The sequence below is a fragment of the Xylophilus sp. GW821-FHT01B05 genome (genome assembly GCA_038961845.1).
Classification (GTDB): domain Bacteria; phylum Pseudomonadota; class Gammaproteobacteria; order Burkholderiales; family Burkholderiaceae_C; genus Xylophilus.
This window is the reverse complement of record CP152408.1, coordinates 2,121,207-2,142,030: the sequence shown is the minus strand read 5'-3', so window position 1 is coordinate 2,142,030 and position 20,824 is coordinate 2,121,207. Positions and strand designations below refer to the sequence as shown.

General features: G+C 66.2%; 19 protein-coding genes. 16 read left to right on the top strand and 3 right to left on the bottom strand.

What is annotated here, in order from left to right; all coding sequences use genetic code 11:
* Positions 1-5 precede the first annotated feature (5 nt).
* From gph to ompA, 3 genes are all read right to left on the bottom strand, one after another.
* A complete protein-coding gene (gene gph / locus AAFF27_09995; protein ID XAH25501.1) occupies positions 6-677 on the bottom strand; it encodes a phosphoglycolate phosphatase in 672 nt (223 codons plus the stop codon).
* The gene (ubiG, locus tag AAFF27_09990; protein XAH25500.1) at positions 677-1,396 is read right to left on the bottom strand and encodes a bifunctional 2-polyprenyl-6-hydroxyphenol methylase/3-demethylubiquinol 3-O-methyltransferase UbiG; all 720 of its coding nucleotides are present in this window, start codon (positions 1,394-1,396) and stop codon (positions 677-679) included. Before ubiG ends, gph begins: the two co-directional genes overlap by 1 nt.
* Before the next feature lie 77 nt (positions 1,397-1,473).
* Complete coding sequence (ompA, locus tag AAFF27_09985; protein ID XAH25499.1) at positions 1,474-2,139, bottom strand: outer membrane protein OmpA; 666 nt, start codon at positions 2,137-2,139, stop codon at positions 1,474-1,476.
* Positions 2,140-2,366: 227 nt separating this feature from the next.
* Between ompA and gyrA the strand changes: the two genes are divergently transcribed.
* The 16 genes from gyrA to mnhG all read left to right on the top strand — a co-directional run bounded on the left by gyrA (position 2,367) and on the right by mnhG (position 20,753).
* The gene (gyrA, locus tag AAFF27_09980) at positions 2,367-5,033 is read left to right on the top strand and encodes a DNA gyrase subunit A (GenBank protein ID XAH25498.1); all 2,667 of its coding nucleotides are present in this window, start codon (positions 2,367-2,369) and stop codon (positions 5,031-5,033) included.
* A gap of 116 nt (positions 5,034-5,149) precedes the next feature.
* Complete coding sequence (gene serC, locus AAFF27_09975; protein ID XAH25497.1) at positions 5,150-6,256, top strand: 3-phosphoserine/phosphohydroxythreonine transaminase; 1,107 nt, start codon at positions 5,150-5,152, stop codon at positions 6,254-6,256.
* Positions 6,253-7,350: a prephenate dehydratase gene (pheA, locus tag AAFF27_09970; GenBank protein ID XAH25496.1), complete on the top strand. Its 1,098-nt coding sequence runs from the start codon at positions 6,253-6,255 to the stop codon at positions 7,348-7,350. The genes serC and pheA overlap by 4 nt, the downstream gene beginning before the upstream one ends.
* A 1-nt stretch (position 7,351) precedes the next feature.
* On the top strand, positions 7,352-8,230 hold the full coding sequence (locus AAFF27_09965; GenBank protein XAH25495.1) for a prephenate dehydrogenase/arogenate dehydrogenase family protein: 879 nt from the start codon (positions 7,352-7,354) through the stop codon (positions 8,228-8,230).
* A gap of 3 nt (positions 8,231-8,233) precedes the next feature.
* On the top strand, positions 8,234-10,246 hold the full coding sequence (locus tag AAFF27_09960) for a bifunctional 3-phosphoshikimate 1-carboxyvinyltransferase/cytidylate kinase (GenBank protein ID XAH25494.1): 2,013 nt from the start codon (positions 8,234-8,236) through the stop codon (positions 10,244-10,246).
* Positions 10,247-10,399: 153 nt separating this feature from the next.
* Positions 10,400-12,085: a 30S ribosomal protein S1 gene (gene rpsA, locus AAFF27_09955; protein ID XAH25493.1), complete on the top strand. Its 1,686-nt coding sequence runs from the start codon at positions 10,400-10,402 to the stop codon at positions 12,083-12,085.
* An 83-nt stretch (positions 12,086-12,168) separates the two neighbouring features.
* Complete coding sequence (locus AAFF27_09950; GenBank protein ID XAH25492.1) at positions 12,169-12,492, top strand: integration host factor subunit beta; 324 nt, start codon at positions 12,169-12,171, stop codon at positions 12,490-12,492.
* A gap of 194 nt (positions 12,493-12,686) precedes the next feature.
* A complete protein-coding gene (locus AAFF27_09945) occupies positions 12,687-12,995 on the top strand; it encodes a LapA family protein (GenBank protein XAH25491.1) in 309 nt (102 codons plus the stop codon).
* Positions 12,985-14,142, top strand: coding sequence for a lipopolysaccharide assembly protein LapB (gene lapB, locus AAFF27_09940; protein ID XAH25490.1), 1,158 nt, complete (start codon positions 12,985-12,987; stop codon positions 14,140-14,142). Before AAFF27_09945 ends, lapB begins: the two co-directional genes overlap by 11 nt.
* A gap of 18 nt (positions 14,143-14,160) precedes the next feature.
* Positions 14,161-14,466, top strand: a complete 306-nt coding sequence (locus tag AAFF27_09935) for a DUF655 domain-containing protein (protein ID XAH25489.1) — start codon at positions 14,161-14,163, stop codon at positions 14,464-14,466.
* Positions 14,467-14,575: 109 nt separating this feature from the next.
* Positions 14,576-17,530, top strand: coding sequence for a monovalent cation/H+ antiporter subunit A (locus AAFF27_09930; protein XAH25488.1), 2,955 nt, complete (start codon positions 14,576-14,578; stop codon positions 17,528-17,530).
* Positions 17,530-17,913: a Na+/H+ antiporter subunit C gene (locus tag AAFF27_09925; GenBank protein ID XAH25487.1), complete on the top strand. Its 384-nt coding sequence runs from the start codon at positions 17,530-17,532 to the stop codon at positions 17,911-17,913. Before AAFF27_09930 ends, AAFF27_09925 begins: the two co-directional genes overlap by 1 nt.
* Positions 17,910-19,625, top strand: a complete 1,716-nt coding sequence (locus tag AAFF27_09920; protein XAH25486.1) for a monovalent cation/H+ antiporter subunit D — start codon at positions 17,910-17,912, stop codon at positions 19,623-19,625. The genes AAFF27_09925 and AAFF27_09920 overlap by 4 nt, the downstream gene beginning before the upstream one ends.
* Entirely contained in the window at positions 19,625-20,113 is a 489-nt protein-coding gene (locus AAFF27_09915; GenBank protein XAH26196.1) for a Na+/H+ antiporter subunit E, read from the top strand. The genes AAFF27_09920 and AAFF27_09915 overlap by 1 nt, the downstream gene beginning before the upstream one ends.
* A complete protein-coding gene (locus tag AAFF27_09910) occupies positions 20,110-20,388 on the top strand; it encodes a K+/H+ antiporter subunit F (GenBank protein XAH25485.1) in 279 nt (92 codons plus the stop codon). Before AAFF27_09915 ends, AAFF27_09910 begins: the two co-directional genes overlap by 4 nt.
* On the top strand, positions 20,385-20,753 hold the full coding sequence (gene mnhG / locus AAFF27_09905; GenBank protein XAH25484.1) for a monovalent cation/H(+) antiporter subunit G: 369 nt from the start codon (positions 20,385-20,387) through the stop codon (positions 20,751-20,753). Before AAFF27_09910 ends, mnhG begins: the two co-directional genes overlap by 4 nt.
* Positions 20,754-20,824: the final 71 nt, after the last annotated feature.

Here is a 20,824-nt window from a genome sequence, read left to right as displayed (position 1 = left end):
CTATTTTAAGCCCTTGGCAGCCATTGCAAGAGCTCTTGCGGCAAATTGATGACAGCATGCGCATCCCAGGTGGCTGGGCCGCCCTTGTGGCCGAGGTAGCCCCAACCCGCCGCCACAGTCGCCATGCCGGCGGCGCGGCCAGCGATGATGTCGCGCTCGTCGTCGCCCACGTACACACAGCGGGACGGCTCCACCCCCATGCGGCGCGCGGCCTCCAGCAGCGGCGCGGGGTGCGGCTTGGCATGCGGCGTGGTGTCGCCGCTGACCACGGCGCGTGCCGGCGTCAGCAAGGGCATGGCCCGTACCAAAGGATCGGTGAAGCGCGAAGCCTTGTTGGTCACGATGCCCCAGGGCAGCCCGAGGGTGGCCAGCGCCTGCAGCAGGTCGGTCACGCCATCGAACGCGTAGGTGCACTCGGTCATGCGGCGCTCATAGTTAACGAAGAACTCCTCGCGCATGGCGGCAAAGTCGGGATGCTCGGGCGTCATGCCAAAAGCCTCCGCCAGCATGCCCCGGGCGCCAGCACCCGCCATGGGGCGATAACGCTCCAGCGGCAGCGAGGGCAAACCGCGCACGGTGCGCATCTGGTCGGCCGCAGCCCCCAGATCCGGCGCGCTGTCTATCAGGGTGCCATCAAGGTCGAACAGCACGGCATGGATATCAGAGAACTGAGCCATTACTCCGCCACCGCCGGACGCCGGGTCGCCATAAGGTAGTTGACGCTGGTGTCGTCACTCAGCCAGTAACGGCCCGTCAGCGGGTTGTGCTGCAAGCCACGCGCATGGTGCGCCTCCAGGCCCGCCTCGCGGCAGAAACCTGCCAGCTCACTGGGACGGATCAGCCGCGCGTACTCATGCGTCCCGCGCGGCAGCAGATTGAGCAGGTACTCCGCCCCCAGAATTGCCAGCAGGAAGGACTTGGTGTTGCGGTTGATGGTCGAGAAAAACACCCAGCCTCCCGGCTTCACCAGGGTGCTGCAGGCGCGCACGATGGAAGCCGGCTCAGGCACATGCTCCAGCATCTCCATGCAGGTCACAACGTCGTACTGCCCGGGCTGCTCAATGGCCAACGCCTCGGCACTCACCTCACGGTACTCCACGCCACCGGTCTGTGCCTCCAGCGCATGCAGGCGTGCCACCTTGAGCGATTTGGAGGCCAGGTCTATGCCCAGCACCTGCGCCCCGCGACGCGCCATGGCATCAGCCAGGATGCCGCCGCCGCAGCCCACATCCAGCACCTTGCGACCAGCCAGAGCGGCGCTGGACTCGATCCAACCCAGCCGCAGCGGGTTGATCTGGTGTAGTGGCCGAAACTCGCTTTCCGGGTCCCACCAACGGTGGGCCAGCTCGGAGAATTTGGCCAACTCGGCCGGATCAACATTCAGGTTTGCGCTCATAACTGCATTTTCCACGACCAAGAATGAAAAAAGCCCGCAAGCCGAAGCTTGCAGGCTTTTTGTTAATCCTGGAGGGATTAGTTGGCGCGGGTACCGACCACTTCGATTTCCACGCGGCGGTTTTGGGCGCGGCCGGCAGCAGTCTTGTTATCTGCAACTGGCTGGCTCTTGCCCTTGCCTTCGGTGTACACGCGGTTCTTCTCGATGCCCTTGGACACGAGGTAGCCCTTGACGGCTTCAGCGCGGCGGACCGACAGCTTTTGGTTGTAGGCAACGGAACCAACGGAGTCGGTGTGACCGACAGCGATGATCACTTCGAGGTTGACACCCTTGACCTTGCCGACCAGGTCGTCCAGCTTGGCGCGACCTTCTGGCTTGAGCACAGACTTGTCGAAGTCGAAGAACGCATCAGCAGCGTAGGTCACCTTGCTGGCGACCGGCGGTGCGGGCGCTGCGGGTGCTTGCGCAACCGGGGGTGCCGGCGGAACAACAGCAGGTGCAGGAGCAGCGGCTACGGGAACCAGAGCACCGTCGCAACCCTTGGCTGCAGTAGCGGGGGTCCAGTTGGCATCGCGCCAGCAGTACTCATTGGTGCCGTTCTTCCACACCAGTTCGCCCGTGCCGTTTTGCCAGTTGTCGATCGTGCTGCCGTCGTTGGCTGCAGTGACACGGGTCTGGGCGCCAGCGGCGGAGGCGAGCGCTGCAGCGGCAAACAACATCGCTACTTTGTTCAGTTTCTTCATGGTTCTCCTCTTGGGGAAAAAGCCGCAGCCGCGCTGCGATTTCAGTACGTCGTCAGTGACCATCACCAAAAACGTTGAATTCATTGTGCCATAGCCCCCTGGGGAATCGTGGCCAAAACGGCACGCCTATCGTAGGACGGCGACTCATTCACGGCTTTGTGTTGCGGCTGCACGACAGCGACTTGCCCGTAAAATCGCCCCTCCTTCCGCCGTAAAGCCCGCTCTTCATGACCCAGTTCGCCAAAGAAACGCTGCCCATCAGTCTTGAAGAGGAAATGCGGCGCAGCTACCTCGATTACGCCATGAGCGTAATCGTGGGGCGTGCGCTGCCTGATGCACGTGATGGCTTAAAGCCGGTGCATCGCCGCGTGCTGTTCGCCATGCACGAACTCAACAACGACTGGAACCGGCCCTACAAGAAGTCGGCCCGTATCGTCGGCGATGTGATTGGTAAATATCACCCGCACGGCGACAGTGCGGTGTACGACACCATCGTGCGCATGGCGCAGGATTTCTCGCTGCGCCACATGCTGGTCGACGGCCAGGGCAATTTCGGCTCGGTCGACGGCGACAACGCCGCGGCCATGCGCTATACGGAAATCCGCCTGGCCAAGATCGCCCACGAGATGCTGGGCGATATCGACAAGGAAACCGTCGACTTCGGCCCCAATTACGACGGCAGCGAGCGGGAGCCGCTGGTACTGCCGAGCAAGCTGCCCAACCTGCTGGTCAACGGTTCGGCCGGTATCGCGGTGGGCATGGCCACCAATATCCCGCCGCACAACCTGAACGAGGTGGTGGACGCCTGCCTGCACCTGCTGCGCCACCCCGAGGCCACCATCGATGATTTGATGGAGATCATCCCAGCGCCCGACTTCCCCACGGCCGGCATCATCTACGGCATCAATGGCGTGAAGGACGGCTACCGCACCGGCCGCGGCAAGGTGGTGATGCGCGCCAAGTGCCACTTCGAGGACATCGATCGCGGCCAGCGCCAGGCGATCATCGTGGACGAGCTGCCCTACCAGGTCAACAAGAAGACCTTGCAGGAACGCATGGCCGAGCTGGTGCACGAGAAGAAGATCGAGGGCATCAGCCACATCCAGGATGAGTCGGACAAATCCGGCATGCGCCTGGTGATTGAGTTGAAGCGCGGCGAAGTGCCCGAGGTGATCCTCAACAACCTCTACAAGCAGACCCAGCTGCAGGACACCTTCGGCATCAACATGGTGGCGCTGGTGGACGGCCAGCCGCGCCTGTGCAACCTGAAGGACCTGATCTCGGTCTTCCTGCAGCACCGCCGCGAAGTGGTGACGCGTCGCACCGTGTTCGAGCTGCGCAAGGCGCGCGATCGCGGCCACGTGCTCGAAGGCCTGGCGGTGGCGCTGGCGAACATCGATGACTTCATTGCCATCATCCGCAGCGCACCAACGCCGCCAGTGGCCAAGGCCGAGCTGATGGCACGCCCGTGGGACAGCAAGCTGGTGCGCGAGATGCTCACCCGCACGCGCGCCGATGGCGGCGTGATCAATGCCGACGACTACCGCCCTGAAGGCCTGGAAGCCAATTTCGGCATGGGCGGCGATGGCCTCTATCGCCTGTCCGAAACCCAGGCCCAGGAAATCCTGCAGATGCGCCTGCAACGCCTGACCGGGCTGGAGCAGGACAAGATCGTCTCCGAGTACAAGGATGTGATGTCGGTCATCGAAGACCTGCTCGACATCCTGGCCAAGCCAGAGCGCGTGTCGGCCATCATTGGCGACGAACTGACCACCATCCGGACCGAGTTCGGCCAGAGCAAGCTCGGCGCGCGCCGCAGCCTGGTGGAGCACAGCTCCTTTGATCTCTCCACCGAAGACCTGATCACGCCGACCGACATGGTCGTGACGCTCAGCCACACCGGCTACATCAAGAGCCAGCCGCTGAACGAGTACCGCGCGCAAAAACGCGGCGGCCGCGGCAAGCAGGCAACGCAGACCAAGGAAGACGACTGGGTCGACCAGCTCTTCATCGCCAACACGCACGACTACATCCTGTGCTTCTCCAACCGCGGCCGGCTTTACTGGCTCAAGGTCTGGGAAGTGCCGGCGGGTTCGCGCGGCTCGCGCGGTCGGCCGATCGTCAACATGTTCCCGCTGCAGGAGGGCGAGAAGATCAATGTGGTGCTGCCGCTGACCGGCGACAAGCGCACCTTCCCCGCCGACCAGTACGTGTTCATGGCGACCTCGATGGGCACGGTCAAGAAGACCGCGCTGGACGAATTCAGCAACCCGCGCAAGGCCGGCATCATCGCCGTCAACCTCGATGAAGGCGACTACCTGATCGGCGCCGCACTGACCGACGGCCAGCACGATGTGATGCTGTTCAGCGATGGCGGCAAGGCCGTGCGCTTCGACGAGAACGACGTGCGCCCGCTCGGCCGCAACGCCCGTGGCGTGCGTGGCATGACGCTGGAAGACGGCCAGGGCGTGATCGCCATGCTGGTGGCGGAAGACGAGCAGCAATCGGTGCTGACCGCCACCGTCAACGGCTACGGCAAGCGCACGCCGATCACCGAATACACCCGCCACGGCCGTGGCACCAAGGGCATGATCGCCATCCAACAGAGCGAGCGCAACGGCAAGGTCGTCGCCGCCACGCTGGTGCATGCCGACGACGAGATCATGCTGATCACCGACCGCGGCGTGCTGGTGCGCACCCGCGTCTCTGAGATCCGCGAGTTGGGCCGCGCCACGCAGGGCGTGACGCTGATCGGGCTGGACGAGGGCTCGCGCCTGTCCGGGCTGCAACGCATCGTCGAGAACGATGCCAACCCAGGCGCCGCCGAAGAAGGCGACACGGGCACCGAGACGCCGGACGGCAGCAGCCCGTCTGACGGCGACGACGCCAGCTGATTACCCGCCCCTGTCGCGCGGCAACCATGCCGCGCGACACTACATTTTTTATAGCTATAAGCCGGCGCCAGTCAACGGCTTAAGGCATATTTCATTAGAAATTGGTTGCGAGCCCGATGACCCGTCCCTACAACTTCTCTGCCGGCCCGGCAGCCATCCCCGAAGAAGTGCTGCAGCAAGCTGCGGCCGAGATGCTCGACTGGCACGGCAGCGGCATGAGCGTGATGGAGATGAGCCACCGCGGCAAGGAGTTCATCTCGATCTACCAGCAGGCCGAAGCTGATCTGCGCGAATTGCTGGCGGTACCTGCCAACTTCCGCATCTTGTTCATGCAAGGCGGTGGCCTGGCTGAGAACGCCATCGTGCCGCTGAACCTGTCGCGCGGCGGTACGGCGGACTTTGTCGTCACCGGTAGCTGGAGCCAGAAGTCGATCAAGGAGGCACGCCGCTACTGCAGCGCCAACGTGGCGGCGAGCGGCGAGGCCGATGGCTTCCACAGCATCCCGAACCCGGCCAGCTGGAAGCTGAGCCCCGGCGCGAGCTACCTGCACCTGTGCAGCAACGAGACCATTCACGGTGTCGAATTCCAGCAGTTGCCTGACCTGAAGGCGCTGGGCAGCGATGTGCCGCTGGTGATCGATTTCTCGTCCCACGTCGCCTCGCGGCCGGTGGACTGGTCGCGCGTGGGCCTGGCCTTTGGCGGCGCGCAGAAGAACCTCGGCCCGGCCGGCCTGACGCTGGTGGTGGTGCGCGAAGACCTGCTAGGCCACGCCCTGCCCGCCTGCCCAAGTGCCTTCGACTACAAGGTGGTGGCCGAGCACGAGTCAATGTTCAACACGCCGCCGACCTGGGGCATCTACATCGCCGGCTTGACCTTCCAGTGGCTCAAGCGCCAGACCGAAGGCGGCCTGCACGGCGTTGCCGCACTGGAAGCCCGCAACATCGCCAAGGCCAAGCTGTTGTACGACGCCATCGACAACTCGCAGTTGTATGTGAACCCGATCGACCCGGCCTGCCGCTCGCGCATGAACGTGCCCTTTTTGCTGCGCGACGAAAGCCGCAACGAGGCCTTCCTGGCCGGCGCCAAGGCACGCGGCCTGCTGCAGCTCAAAGGCCACAAGTCGGTCGGCGGCATGCGCGCCAGCATCTACAACGCCATGCCCCTGGCGGGCGTGCAAGCGCTGGTTGATTACCTGCACGACTTCGAAAAAACACAGGCATGAGCGAACTACCTACCGGACTCACCCTGGCCGATCTGCGCGTGCAGATCGACTCATTGGATGCACAACTACTACGCCTGCTCAATGACCGCGCGCGCGTGGCCGAGCAGGTGGGCGAGCTCAAGAAACGCGAAGGCACGCCCTTCTTCCGCCCGGACCGCGTGGCCCAGGTGATCGAGAAGATCCAGACCACCAACCCCGGCCCACTCAAGAGCCAGCACGTGGCCGCCGTCTGGCGCGAGATCATGTCGGCCTGCCTGGCGCTGGAGTCGCCGCAGCGGGTGGCCGTACTCGGCCCGGCCGGCACCTTCTGCGAGCAGGCTGCGGTCGAATTCTTTGGCGGCGCAGCCGACTTGGTGTACTGCGCCAACTTCGACGAGGTGTTCCACGCCACGGCCGCCGGTAGCGCGCAGTACGGCGTGGTCGGCGTCGAGAACTCGGTCGAGGGCGTGGTCACCCGCTCGCTCGACCTGTTCCTGCACACGCCCACCCACATCGTGGGCGAGGTCAGCCTGCTGGTGCGCCACAACCTGCTGCGCCAGAGCGATTCGCTCGACGGCATCGAGGCCGTGCTGGCCCATCCGCAAGCGCTGGCGCAGTGCCAGGCCTGGCTGTCCAAGCACCTGCCGCATGCCGAACGCCGCCCGGTGTCCAGCAATGCCGAAGGCGCGCGCCTGGCTGCCACCAACCCGGCCTGGGCTGGCATCGCGAGCGAGCGCGCGGCCACGCAGTTTGGCCTGCACATCGTGTCCCACGCGATCCAGGACGACGCCTACAACCGCACCCGCTTTGCCGTGATCTGCCTGCCGCAAACGCTGGCCACGCCACCGGCCACGGGCAAGGACTGCACCAGCCTGGTGGTGTCCGTGCCCAACCAGCCCGGCGCGGTGCACGACCTGCTGATGCCGCTGAAGAACCACGGCGTGTCCATGACCCGTTTCGAGTCGCGCCCGGCCCGTACTGGCCAGTGGGACTACTACTTCTACATCGACCTCGACGGCCACCCCTCGCAGCCCAACGTGGCCCAGGCGCTGGAAGAACTGCGCAAGATCTGCGCGTTCTACAAGGTGCTGGGCACCTACCCTGTAGGTAGTTGAGATGTTCGAGCAGCTAGGCCTTATCGGCTGCGGCCTGATGGGCGGCTCGTTCGCGCTGGCGCTCAAGCGCGCCGGCCTGGTCAAGCGCGTGGTGGGCTACAGCAAGTCGCCCACGACCACAGAGCGCGCTCGCCAGTTGGGCATCATCGATGTCGAAGCGCCCTCGGCGCTGCTGGCCGTGGCCGGCGCAGATCTGGTGCTGTTGGCCGTCCCGGTTGCCGCTACTGAATCCACACTCAAGGCGATACGCCACCTGGTCACGCCGCAAATGCTGGTGATGGACGTTGGCTCCACCAAGTCCGACGTGGTGGAAGCCGCGCGGCATGCGCTGCGCGACCGCATTGGCTCCTTTGTGCCGGCACACCCTATTGCAGGCGCCGAAACGGCCGGCGTCGGCCACGCCCATGCCGACCTCTACCGCGACCGGCAGGTGATCCTGACGCCAATAGAGCGCACCCTCACCGCCCAGTTGCAGCGCGCCACCGCCGTCTGGCAGGCGCTGGGCTGCCGCGTGCGCCAGATGGCGCCCGAAACCCACGACGCGGCCTTTGCCGCGGTCAGCCACCTGCCGCACCTGCTGGCCTTTGCCGCCGTTAACGCCATCACTGACCAGCCGCAGGGCCAGGAATTTCTCAGCCTGGGCGGCCCGGGCTTTCGCGACTTCACCCGCATTGCCGCCAGCGACCCGGTGATGTGGCGCGACATCCTGCTGGCCAACCGCAACGAGTTGCAGCGCCAGTCGCACGCCTTCCAGACGGCGTTGGCCGCGCTGGAAGAAGCCATGGCGCGCAACGACGGCGCCGCCATCGAGGCCCTGATCGCCCGCGCCAACGACACGCGCAGCGCCTGGCGCATGGGCACTGCCACCGCTCCCGAGTAACGCATGTACGCCACCGAATTCCTCGACCTCCCCGCGCTGGCCACGGCCGGCGGCAGCATTGAGCTGCCCGGCTCCAAGAGCATCTCCAACCGGGTGCTGCTGCTGGCGGCCCTGAGCGAGGGCACGACCGAGGTCCACGACCTGCTCGACTCCGACGACACCCGCGTCATGCTGGCTGCGCTGGCCCAGCTCGGCTGCGGCGTGGATCGCACCGGTAGCAGCGTAGCCATCACCGGCCTGGGCGGACGAGCGCCGACGGCGCCGGCCAAACTGTTCCTGGGCAACGCGGGCACGGCCATGCGCCCGCTGGCAGCGGCGCTGGCCATCCTGGGCGGCGATTTCACGCTGGAAGGCGTGGCCCGCATGCACGAGCGGCCAATTGGCGATCTGGTCGATGCACTGCGCGCGCTCGGCTGCAAGATCGACTACCTCGGCAACCCGGGCTTTCCGCCCTTGGCGATTGGTCAACCCGCACTGAAGCTGGATGCGCCCATTCCGGTGCGCGGCGATGTCTCCAGCCAGTTCCTGACGGCGCTGCTGCTGGCGCTGCCACTAGTCGCCCGGCAGGACATCGTGATCGAAGTCCAAGGCGAGCTGATCTCCAAACCCTATATCGAGATCACGCTCAACCTGCTGGCGCGCTTTGGCATTGCCGTGCAGCGCGACGGCTGGCAGCGCTTCACCATCCCCGCCGGCAGCCGCTACCGCTCACCAGGCAGCATCCATGTCGAGGCCGACGCCTCCTCTGCTAGCTATTTCATAGCTTTAGGCGCAATATCCACGCCGGCTACAGGCCAAAAAAGCATAAAAATCCAGGGCCTGGGCGAGGACTCGATCCAGGGCGACATCCGCTTTGTAGAAGCCGCCCGCCTGATGGGCGCACAGATAGCCAGCGGCCCCAACCACCTGGAGATCACACGCGGCGCCTGGCCACTGAAGGCGATCGACCTCGATTGCAACCACATCCCCGACGCGGCCATGACGCTGGCGGTGATGGCGCTGTACGCCGACGGCCCCAGCACACTGCGCAACATCGCCAGCTGGCGCGTCAAGGAAACCGACCGCATCGCCGCCATGGCCACTGAGGCGCGCAAGCTCGGCGCCACGGTGGAAGAAGGCCCGGACTGGCTGCGCATCCACCCCCTGCCCGCCGGCCAATGGCGGCCGGCCAGCATCCACACCTATGACGACCACCGAGTGGCAATGTGCTTCTCGCTGGCCGCCTTCAACCCGGACGGCGTGCCGGTGCGCATCCTCGACCCGAAATGCGTGGCCAAGACCTTCCCGGACTACTTTGAGGCGCTGTTCAGCGTCACCCAGACGCCGGTCGAGCGCATTCCCGTGCTCTGCATCGACGGCCCGACGGCCTCTGGCAAGGGCACGGTGGCCGCCGCCGTGGCAGAGCAACTGGGCTACCACTTCCTTGACTCCGGCGCCATGTACCGCATCACCGCGCTGGCGGCACTGCGCGCGGGCCTGGCCATAGACCCGGCGCACGAGGCCGCCATCGCCCTGCTGGCGCGCAGCCTGCCCGTGCGCTTTGCCGCCGGCCGCGTCTGGCTGGGCACGGACGACGTGACCGAAGAAATCCGCACCGAGGAAGCCGGCATGAATGCTTCGCGCGTCTCGGCCCTGCCCGCCGTGCGCGAAGCGCTGGTCGCGCTGCAGCACGGTTTTCGCCAACTGCCCGGCCTGGTCGCCGACGGCCGCGACATGGGCACCGTGATCTTCCCCGGCGCCAGGCTCAAGGTCTACCTGACCGCCAGCGCCGCCGAGCGCGCCGAGCGGCGCCATAAGCAGTTGATTTCTAAGGGAATTTCGGCTAATATCAGCGAGCTTCGTGCCGACTTGGAAGCGCGCGACCTGCGGGATGCCTCTCGCAGCGTTGCACCACTCAAGCCGGCACAAGACGCCCTGTCACTGGACAACTCCGGCTTGACCATCGAGCAATCGGTCGAGCAGGTACTTGCCTGGTGGCAGGGCAAACAGCCTTTCGACGCCTTGTCGGCTGGCTGACACGGTCCCTTGCAGTTCCCGCCGCGCAGCATGCGCACAGACTGCAGGGGTTCACAACCTAACCGCGGCAACCCCGCACACCACTGCCGCACACAGCCATAAAAACGATAGCAATTCCGCTGTCGGAAACCTGTCGTGCGGATAGGAAAATCCATGTCTGAATCTTTTGCCGCCCTTTTTGAAGAATCGTTGCAGCGCTCTGAAATGCGCGCAGGCGAAGTCATCACCGCGGAAGTCGTGCGCATCGAGCACAACTTCGTCGTGGTCAACGCCGGCCTCAAGTCCGAAGCCTACGTGCCGCTCGAGGAATTCAAGAACGACAAGGGCGAAGTCGAAGTCCAGGTCGGCGACTTCGTCTCGGTGGCCATCGACGCCATCGAAAACGGCTACGGCGACACCATCCTCTCGCGCGACAAGGCCAAGCGCCTCGCCTCGTGGATGAGCCTCGAGAAGGCCCTGGAATCCGGCGAATTCGTCGTCGGCACCACCAGCGGCAAGGTCAAGGGCGGCCTGACCGTGCTGGTCAACGGCATCCGTGCATTCCTGCCGGGCTCGCTGATCGACACCCGTCCGGTCAAGGACCTGACCCCGTACGAGAACAAGACCCTCGAATTCAAGGTCATCAAGCTCGACCGCAAGCGCAACAACGTCGTGCTGTCGCGCCGTGCCGTGGTGGAAGCCTCCATGGGCGAAGAGCGCGCCAAGCTGATGGAAACGCTGAAGGAAGGCGCCATCGTCAACGGCGTGGTCAAGAACATCACCGAATACGGTGCGTTCGTGGACCTCGGCGGCATCGACGGCCTGCTGCACATCACCGACATGGCATGGCGCCGTGTCCGTCACCCTTCGGAAGTGGTGACGGCTGGTCAAGAGATCACCGCCAAGATCCTCAAGTTCGACACCGAAAAGAACCGTGTCTCGCTGGGTCTCAAGCAAATGGGCGACGACCCATGGATGGGCGTTTCGCGCCGCTACCCGCAATCGACCCGCCTGTTCGGCAAGGTCACGAACATTGCCGACTACGGCGCGTTCGTCGAACTCGAACCCGGCATCGAAGGCCTGGTGCACGTGTCTGAAATGGACTGGACCAACAAGAACATCGCCCCGAGCAAGCTCGTGTCCCTGGGCGACGAAGTCGAAGTCATGGTCCTCGAAATCGACGAAGACAAGCGCCGCATCAGCCTGGGCATGAAGCAGTGCAAGGCCAACCCATGGCAAGAGTTCGCGCAAAACACCAAGCGCGGCGACCGCGTCAAGGGCCCGATCAAGTCGATCACCGACTTCGGCGTGTTCGTGGGCCTGGCTGCCGGCATCGACGGCCTGGTGCACCTGTCTGACCTCTCGTGGAACGAAACCGGCGAAGCCGCCGTGCGCAACTACAAGAAGGGCCAGGAAGTCGAAGCCATCGTGTTGGCAGTGGACGTGGACCGCGAACGCATCTCGCTGGGCATCAAGCAGCTCGACTCCGACGAATTCACGACCTTCACCACTGTCAATGACAAGGGCCAGATCGTGACCGGCAAGGTCAAGACCGTGGATGCACGTGGCGCCGAGATCGAACTCGCCGACGGCATCATCGGCTACCTGCGCGCCAGCGAAATCGGCCGTGACCGCGTGGAAGACGCGCGCAACGTGCTGAAGGAAGGCGACGAAGTCACCGCCGTGGTGGTCAACGTGGATCGCAAGACCCGCAACATCCAGCTGTCGATCAAGGCCAAGGACATGGCTGACGAACAAGGCGCGATGGCCAACCTGAGCCAGCAATCGTCGCGCGAAAGCGCCGGCACGACCAGCCTGGGCGCCCTGCTGCGCGCCAAGCTGGACGGCAACAACAGCTAAGTCAGAGCACCGGGTGCACATGGCGGCCCAGCCGCCTGCGTACCCGGTCGCGCTTTCCGCCCGTACTCTTTGCACCGCTCTTCATGACCCGCTCCGATCTCGTCGAGGAACTCGCCGCACGCTTTGGCCAACTGGCCCATCGCGATGCGGAAACGGCCGTCAAGACCATCCTGGACGCGATAAGCGATGCTCTGGTGCGCGGGCACCGCATCGAGATCCGTGGCTTTGGCAGCTTCTCGGTCAACCACCGGCCGCCGCGCATGGGGCGCAATCCCCGTAGCGGCGAAAGCGTGGCGATTCCCGAGAAGCGCGTCCCCCACTTCAAGCCAGGCAAGGGCCTGCGCGAGGCGGTGGATGAACGCACTGCACAATTGCTGCAGGCGCCAGAGGCTGCAACCCGGCGCTGATGACCAGCGTCGCGTCAAGCGTGATCTGCCGGCGTGCACTTGCCCTCGACGCGCATCGCTGCGTTGCAGTCCTTGCCCAGGCTTCAGCCTGGGCTACGGCCCGCGCCTTGCGCTGCACGCCGATGGCTGCGCGCACTTCCGTCACCTCACCGCTGACACAACACTAGAATCTCCCCGTCACGCACGAGGAGACGATGAAATACCTCTCGTGGCTGCTCAAGGCAGCCATTTTTTTTACGCTGTTCGCTTTCGCCCTGAATAACCAGCAGGAGGCGACGGTCTACTTTTTCTTCGGCACCCACTGGACCACCTCGCTGGTGCTGGTGGTGTTGAGTGCCTTTGCGCTCGGCATCGTGGTGGGCGTGCTGGGCATGGTGCCGCGCTGGTGGACGCACCGCAGCGCCGCTCGCCGTGCACACCTGGCCACGCCACCCGCGGCGGCTCCGGCTGCTCCCGCGACCGAGAGCCCTCCTCCCATTACCCAGATCCCGCATGGACTTTGATATCGGGCTGGGCTGGATCCTGCTGGGCCTGCCGGTGGCCTTTGTGCTTGGCTGGTTCGCCTCGCGCTTTGACCTGCGCCAGCTTCGCATGGAAAACCGGCAGGCACCCAAGGCGTATTTCAAGGGCCTGAACTTTCTGCTCAACGAGCAGCAAGACCAGGCCATCGATGCCTTCATCGAGGCGGTGCAGAACGACCCGGACACCTCTGAGCTGCACTTTGCGCTGGGCAACCTGTTTCGCCGCCGCGGCGAATACGAACGTGCCGTGCGCGTGCACCAGCATCTGCTGTCGCGTGGTGACATCAACCGCGCCGACCGGGAGCGGGCCCAGCATGCGCTGGCGCTCGACTACCTCAAGGCCGGCCTGCTCGACCGCGCGGAAGAAGCCCTGCGCCGACTGGAAGGCACGCCCTTCGAGGAACAGGCCCGCCTGGCGCTGCTGGCCATCTACGAACGCTCGCGCGACTGGCAGCAGGCTGCCGCCATCACCGAGCGGCTGACCGCCTCCGGCCAGGGCAACTTCAGCACCCGACGTGCGCACTACCTGTGCGAGCAAGCTGCCACCCAGGCCGCGACCGGCCAGGTCGATGCGGCGCGGGCGCTGCTGGAGCAGGCCATGGCCTCGGCGCCCACGGCACCGCGGCCACGCATCGAGCTGGCCGCCCTGCAATTGCAGGCGCGCCAACCGGCGGCAGCCTTCGACACCTTGCGCACGCTGGCCGACGTCGCCCCCACTGCGCTGCCACTGGTGGCCGCACAGTTCGTTGAGGCGGCACAGGCCTGCGGTCGCGCCGATGCGGCGCAGGCACTGCTGACCGAACGCCACGCCGAAGAGCCCTCGCTCGACGTGCTCGACGCCATCGTGACGCTGCAGGGCGGCGCCGCCAGCGGCCCGGCGCGCGACTGGTATGTGCGCCACCTGGAGCGCGAGCCCTCGCTGGTGGCCGCCGCCAAGTGGCTGGCCGGCGAGACGCTGGAGCAGGAGCAGTTCCACCCCGTGGTGCAACGCGCGCTGGAGCACGCCACCAAACCGCTGACCCGCTACCGTTGCGCAGCCTGCGGCTTCGAGGCCAAGCAGCACTTCTGGCAATGCCCGGGCTGCCAGACCTGGGACAGCTACCCGCCGCGCCGCGTCGAAGAACTTTAAACATCCGAAAGGCCGCCCATGCTGAAGAAGATCCTGCTCGCTGCCGCAGCGTTCTGCGCCCTCCAGGCCTTCGCAGCGGTCGACGTGAACCAGGCCCGCGCCATGGATCTGGACGGCATCAAGGGCATAGGGCCGGCCACGTCAGACCGCATCCTCAAAGAGCGCGAGAAGGCGCCATTCAAGGACTGGGACGACTTCATCGCGCGGGTCAAGGGCGTGGGCAAGGCCAGTGCCCGCAGGTATTCGACAGAGGGCCTGACGGTCAACGGCCAGCCCTATCCGCAGGAGCCGCATCCGGCCGCCCCTGGCGCAGCGGCCAACTGAAGCAGCAGCACGCACCGGCCGGGTGCACCTGCAAGCCGGGGCAAAGACCCCGCAAACCGACCGGCGCAAGAGCAGACAAGAGGGGGGTGCCCACTAGAATCTGCGGCGAATGTCACAACTCCTTGCGCTTGTCATCCTCCCCTTTGCCGGCAGCCTGATCGCGGCCTTGCTGCCAGCCAACGCGCGCAACCGCGAGTCGACGCTGGCAGGCCTGATCGGCCTGTGGTGCACCATCCAGACCGCACTGTATTTCCCACGCATCGCCAACGGCGGTGTGATCCGCCAGACCTTCTCGTGGATCCCCTCGATCGGGCTGGAGTTCTCGCTGCGCATGGACGGCTTTGCCTGGCTGTTCTGCATGCTGGTGCTGGGCATAGGCACGCTGGTGGTGCTGTACGCGCGCTACTACATGTCGCCGGCCGACCCGGTGCCGCGCTTCTTCTCTTTCTTCCTGGCCTTCATGGGTGCGATGGCCGGCGTGGTGCTGTCGGGCAACCTGATACAGATCGCCTTCTTCTGGGAACTGACCAGCCTGTTCTCCTTCCTGCTGATCGGCTACTGGCACCACCGCAAGGATGCACGGCGCGGCGCGCGCATGGCGTTGACGGTGACCGGCACTGGCGGGCTGTGCCTGCTGGCCGGCATGCTGCTGCTGGGCCACATCGTGGGCAGCTACGACCTGGACGTGGTGCTGGGCGCAGGCGATGTGGTTCGTGCCCACCCGCTCTACCTCTGGACCCTGGTACTGATACTACTGGGCACGCTGACCAAGAGCGCGCAGTTCCCGTTCCAGTTCTGGCTGCCGCATGCCATGGCGGCGCCCACGCCGGTGTCGGCCTACCTGCATTCGGCCACCATGGTGAAGGCGGGCGTGTTCCTGATGGCGCGGCTGTGGCCGGTGCTATCGGGCACGGATGAATGGTTCTGGATCGTGGGCGGCGCGGGCGTGTGCACGCTGCTGCTGGGCGCCTATGCGGCGATGTTCCAGAACGACCTCAAGGGGCTGCTGGCCTACTCGACCATCTCGCACCTGGGCCTGATCACGCTGCTGCTGGGCCTCAACAGCCCGATGGCCGCGGTGGCCGCCGTCTTCCACATCCTGAACCACGCGACCTTCAAGGCTTCGCTGTTCATGGCTGCGGGCATCATCGACCACGAAACCGGCACGCGCGACATCCGCAAGCTCAGCGGGCTGTTCCGCGCCATGCCGATCACCGGCACGCTGGCCCTGGTGGCCAGCGCGGCCATGGCGGGCGTGCCCTTGCTCAACGGCTTTTTGTCCAAGGAAATGTTCTTTGCCGAGACGACCTTCGTCAGCGCCTCGCGCTGGATAGAGATCGGCCTGCCGGTAGCCGCCACGGTGGCCGGCATCTTCAGCGTGGCCTATGCGCTGCGCTTTAGCTGGGGCGTGTTCTTTGGCCCGCGTGCCACCGACCTGCCGCACGAACCACACGAGCCCCCGCACTGGATGCGCGTGCCGGTCGAGCTGCTGGTGCTGGCTTGCCTGGTGGTCGGGGTTGCGCCGCAGTTCTCGGTTGGCCAGGTGCTGGGCGCCGCCGCCCAACCCGTGGTGGGCGGGCCATTGCCGGAGTACAGCCTGGCGGTATGGCATGGCTTCAACCTGCCGTTTGCGATGAGCCTGGTGGCCCTGGCCGGTGGCGTGCTGCTGTACCTGGTGCTGCGCCGCCTGATGGCCAGCGGCCGCATCAGCCACCCGCCGCTGGTCGGACTGCTGGATGGCCAGCGCATCTTCCACGGCCTGCTCACGCTGCTGGGCTTGCTCGGCCGCAGTGGCCGGCGCCTGCTGGGCACGCGCCGCCTGCAGCCGCAGCTGCGCTGGCTGGTGGCCGCCGCCGTGGTGGCCGGCGCCGCCGCGCTATGGGGCCGCGGCCTGCCGTTTGGCGACCGCGCGCTGCTGCCGGTGTCGCCCACCTTCCTGTTGCTCTGGCTGATCGGCATCACCTGCGCCATCGGCGCGGCCTGGCAGGCCAAGTACCACCGGCTGGCGGCGCTCACGCTGCTGGGCGGCGCTGGCCTGGTCAGCTGCATCACCTTCATGTGGTTTTCTGCCCCCGATCTGGCGCTGACCCAGCTCACCGTCGAAGTGGTGACCACCGTGCTGGTGCTGCTCGGGCTGCGCTGGCTGCCGCGCCGCATCGAGGTGCCGCGCGCCTTTGCCCAGCAGTCGCGCCGGCAGCGGCTGCGGCGCGTGCGCGACCTGCTGCTGGCGCTGGCTGCGGGCGGCGGCATGGCGCTGCTGGCCTTTGCCATGATGACGCGGGACTTCCCTCAGAGCATTTCGCAGTTCTTCCTGGAACGCGCGCTGACCGAAGGCGGTGGCACCAACGTGGTCAACGTCATGCTGGTGGACTTCCGCGGCTTCGACACCTTTGGTGAGATCGTGGTGCTGGGCATCGTGGCGCTGACCGTCTACGCGCTGCTGCGCCGCTTCCGGCCGGCCGGCGAAACCATGCAGCTGCCGCCGCAGCAGCGCAACCAGGCCGAAGGCACCTCCACCGACCTGATCAACCCGCGCAACGCGGCCGACACCGCCGTGGGCTACCTGATGGTGCCGGCCGTGCTGGTGCGCCTGCTGTTCCCGCTGGCCGGCGTGGTGGCGGTCTACCTGTTCCTGCGTGGCCACAACGAACCGGGCGGCGGCTTTGTCGCCGGGCTGGTGATGTCGGTGGCGCTGCTGCTGCAGTACATCGTGTCGGGCACGCAGTGGGTAGAGGCGCATCTGCGGCTGGCGCCGCGCCACTGGATTGCCTACGGCATCCTCACGGCCGTAGCCACGGGCGTGGGCTCGTGGTTCTGGGGCTACCCCTTCATGACCACGCACACCATGCATCTGCACTTGCCGCTGCTGGGCGACATGCATATCGCCAGCGCCCTGTTCTTCGACATTGGCGTGTTCACGCTGGTGGTGGGCGCGACGCTGCTGATCCTGACCGCGCTGGCCCACCAGTCGGTGCGCGCACATCGCTATTCGGCGCGCGACGATGATGACGAAGAAGGCGTGCAACTGCCCGGCACTGCCGACCACCGCGGAGAACCGTCCTGATGGAAATCGTGCTGGCCATCGCCATCGGCGTGCTCACCTCCTCCGGCGTCTGGCTGCTGCTGCGGCCGCGCACCTTCCAGGTCATCATGGGCCTGTCGCTGATCGCCTATGCGGTCAACCTGTTCATCTTTGGCATGGGCCGGCTCTCGATAGACCGCGAGCCGGTGCTGCTGCCGCACCTGCCGGCCACGCTGCAGCACTATGACGACCCGCTGCCGCAGGCCCTGGTGCTGACCGCCATCGTGATCGGCTTTGCCATGACGGCACTGTTCCTGGTGGTGATGATGGCGTTGCGCGGGCTGTCTGGCTCCGACCACGTGGACGGCACGGAAGACCTGGGCAAGAACCTGGCCCCGGCCGGTGAGCTGGAGGACGGCCGATGACCGCCTGGCTGATGCCGCACCTGCTGGTGGTGCCGATCCTGCTGCCCATGGCCACCGGCGCCCTGATGCTGCTGCTGGGCGAAGAGCAGCGGCGCCTCAAGGTCGCAATCAACCTGTTTTCCACCGCGCTGTGGTTTGCCATAGCCATCGCCCTGCTGCGCTGGGTCGACGGCCAGGGCCAGGCCGGCCAGGCCGCCGTGGGCATCTACCTGCCCGGCAACTGGCAGGCGCCGTTTGGCATCGTGCTGGCGATCGACCGCTTGTCGGCGCTGATGCTGGTGCTGGCCGGCCTGGTGGCCTGTGCCTCGGTGCTGTTTGCTGCGGCGCGCTGGCACCGTGCCGGGGTGCACTTCCACCCGCTGTTCCAGTTCCAGCTGATGGGGCTGGCCGGCGCCTTTCTGACGGCAGACCTGTTCAACCTGTTCGTGTTCTTCGAGATCATGCTGGCCGCCTCCTACGGGCTGCTGCTGCACGGCTCGGGCCGCATCCGGGTGCAGGCCAGTCTGCACTACATCGCCATCAACCTGGCCGCGTCCTCACTGTTCCTGATCGGCGCCTCCATGCTGTATGGCGTGACCGGCACGCTCAATATGGCGGACCTGGCGCTGCGCATTCCGCAGGTGGCAGCGGCCGACCGTGGCCTGCTGCATGCCTCAGCCGGCATCCTGGCGGTGGCCTTCCTGGCCAAGGCGGCGATCTGGCCGCTCAACTTCTGGCTGGTGCCGGCCTACAGCGCGGCCACGGCGCCGGTGGGCGCGCTGTTTGCCATCATGAGCAAGGTCGGCCTCTACACGCTGCTGCGGCTGTGGACGCTGCTGTTTTCGGCAGACGCCGGCGCCTCGGCCTTCTTTGGCGGCAACTGGCTGATCGCGGGCGGCATGCTGACCCTGGTGTTTGGCGCCGTGGGCATGGTGGCCTCGCAGAAGCTTGGCAACCTGGCCGGCTATGGCGTGGTGGTGTCTTCCGGCACGCTGCTGGCGGCCTTTGGCTTTGGCCAGAGCGCGCTCACGGCCGGGGCGCTGTACTACATGCTGTCGTCCACGCTGGCGGCCTGCGCGCTGTTCCTGGTGGTGGACCTGATCGAGCGCTGGCGCAACGATGGCGCCACCTTCGCGCCGCATGAGCAGGGCGACCACGCGCCCTTCCTCTCACCCGACCTCAAGCCGCTGGTGGGCATCAACCTCGACGAAGAGCAGCAGGTGCTGATCGGCCGGGCCATTCCCGCGGCCATCGCCTTCCTGGGCCTGGCCTTCATGGGCTGCGCGGTGCTGATCGCCGGGTTGCCGCCGCTGTCGGGCTTCATCGGCAAGATGGCGATGCTGTCGGCCCTGCTCAACCCGCTGGGCCTGGGCCATGGCATTACCGATGTGGCCGGCGTGCCGGGGATCTCCAACACGCCGGGTGCGCCGCAATGGACGCTGCTGGCACTGGTGATCGGCTCGGGCCTGTTGAGCCTGATCGCCATGAGCCGCGCCGGCATCCGCCATTTCTGGGCGGCGCAGGGGCGCGGCGTGCCAACGCTGCGCATTGCCGAAGGCGTACCGATCGGCGCACTGCTGCTGGGCTGCGTGCTGCTGACGGTATTTGGCGGCCGGGCGCTGCGCTATACGCAAGACACGGCCGACGCGCTGCGGCAGCCACAGGCCTACCTGCAGGCGGTGATGCAGGCGCGGCCCGTGCCCAACCCGCAGAAGCCGGCGGCAACACCATGATCCGGCGCCTTGTCCCCCATCCGCTGCTGTCGGCAGCCCTGTTCGGCCTGTGGCTGTTGCTGGTGCAGTCGCTGGCCCCGCCTTCGCTGGCGATGGCGCTGCTGATCGCCATTGCCGGCCCGCTGCTGACCGACAGCCTGCGGCCGGCGCCAGTACGCGTGCGCCGGCCCTGGACGGCCTGCCGGCTGCTGGCCACGGTGCTGGCCGATGCCCTGCGCTCCAACCTGCAGGTGGCCTGGCTGCTGCTGACGCGGCGCGCCAGCGACATCCCCTCGGGCTTCGTCCACGTGCCGCTGGAACTGCGCGACCCGAACGCGCTCGCGGTGCTGGCACTGATCCTCTGCGCCACGCCGGGCTCGGCCTGGGCCGAGCTGGCGCTGGACCGCAGCGTGCTGCTGTTGCATGTGTTCGATGCGCGCGATCCGGCCCGGCTGGTGGCCGACATCAAGCAGCGCTACGAACGCCCGCTGATGGAGATCTTCGAATGAGCCCCTTCCTGATCTGGTCGCTGTGGACCGCCATGGGCTGCCTGGCGCTGGCCATGGCCTGCTGTCTGCTGCGCATGCTGCGCGGGCCCACCGCCCAGGACCGCGTGATGGCGCTGGACACCTTCTACATCAACGGCATGCTGGCCATGCTGGTGCTGGGCCTGCGCTATGGCAGCAGCATGTACTTCGAAGCGGCCATGCTGATCGCGCTGTTCGGCTTTGTCGGCTCCACCGCCATGTCCAAGTTCTTGCTGCGCGGCGAGGTGATCGAATGATCCCGGCAGCGCTGCCCTTCTGGGCCGAGATCGCCGTGGGCCTGCTGGCCTTGCTGGGCAGCCTGTTGGCGCTGCTGGGCTCGGTCGGCGTGCTGCGGCTGACGAGCTTCTTCCAGCGCATTCACGCCACCACGCTGGGCGCCACCATGGGCTGCTGGTCGCTGGTGGCCGCGACCATCATCTACTTCTCGGCCCGCGAGGGCACGCTGTCAGTGCACGCGCTGCTGATTGCCATCTTTGTCGCGCTGACGGTGCCGGTGACCACCATCTTCCTGATGCGCGCGGCGCTGTTCCGGGCGCGCCGGGCCGGGCGCACCGATGTGCCGCAAGGCCTGGGCGATGGCCCGGCAGGCGACGCTCAGTAGCTACAAAATATATAGCTAATAGCCGGCGCCAGTCCTGGGTTTCAGGCACTTTTCTTCATAAATTCAGCTGC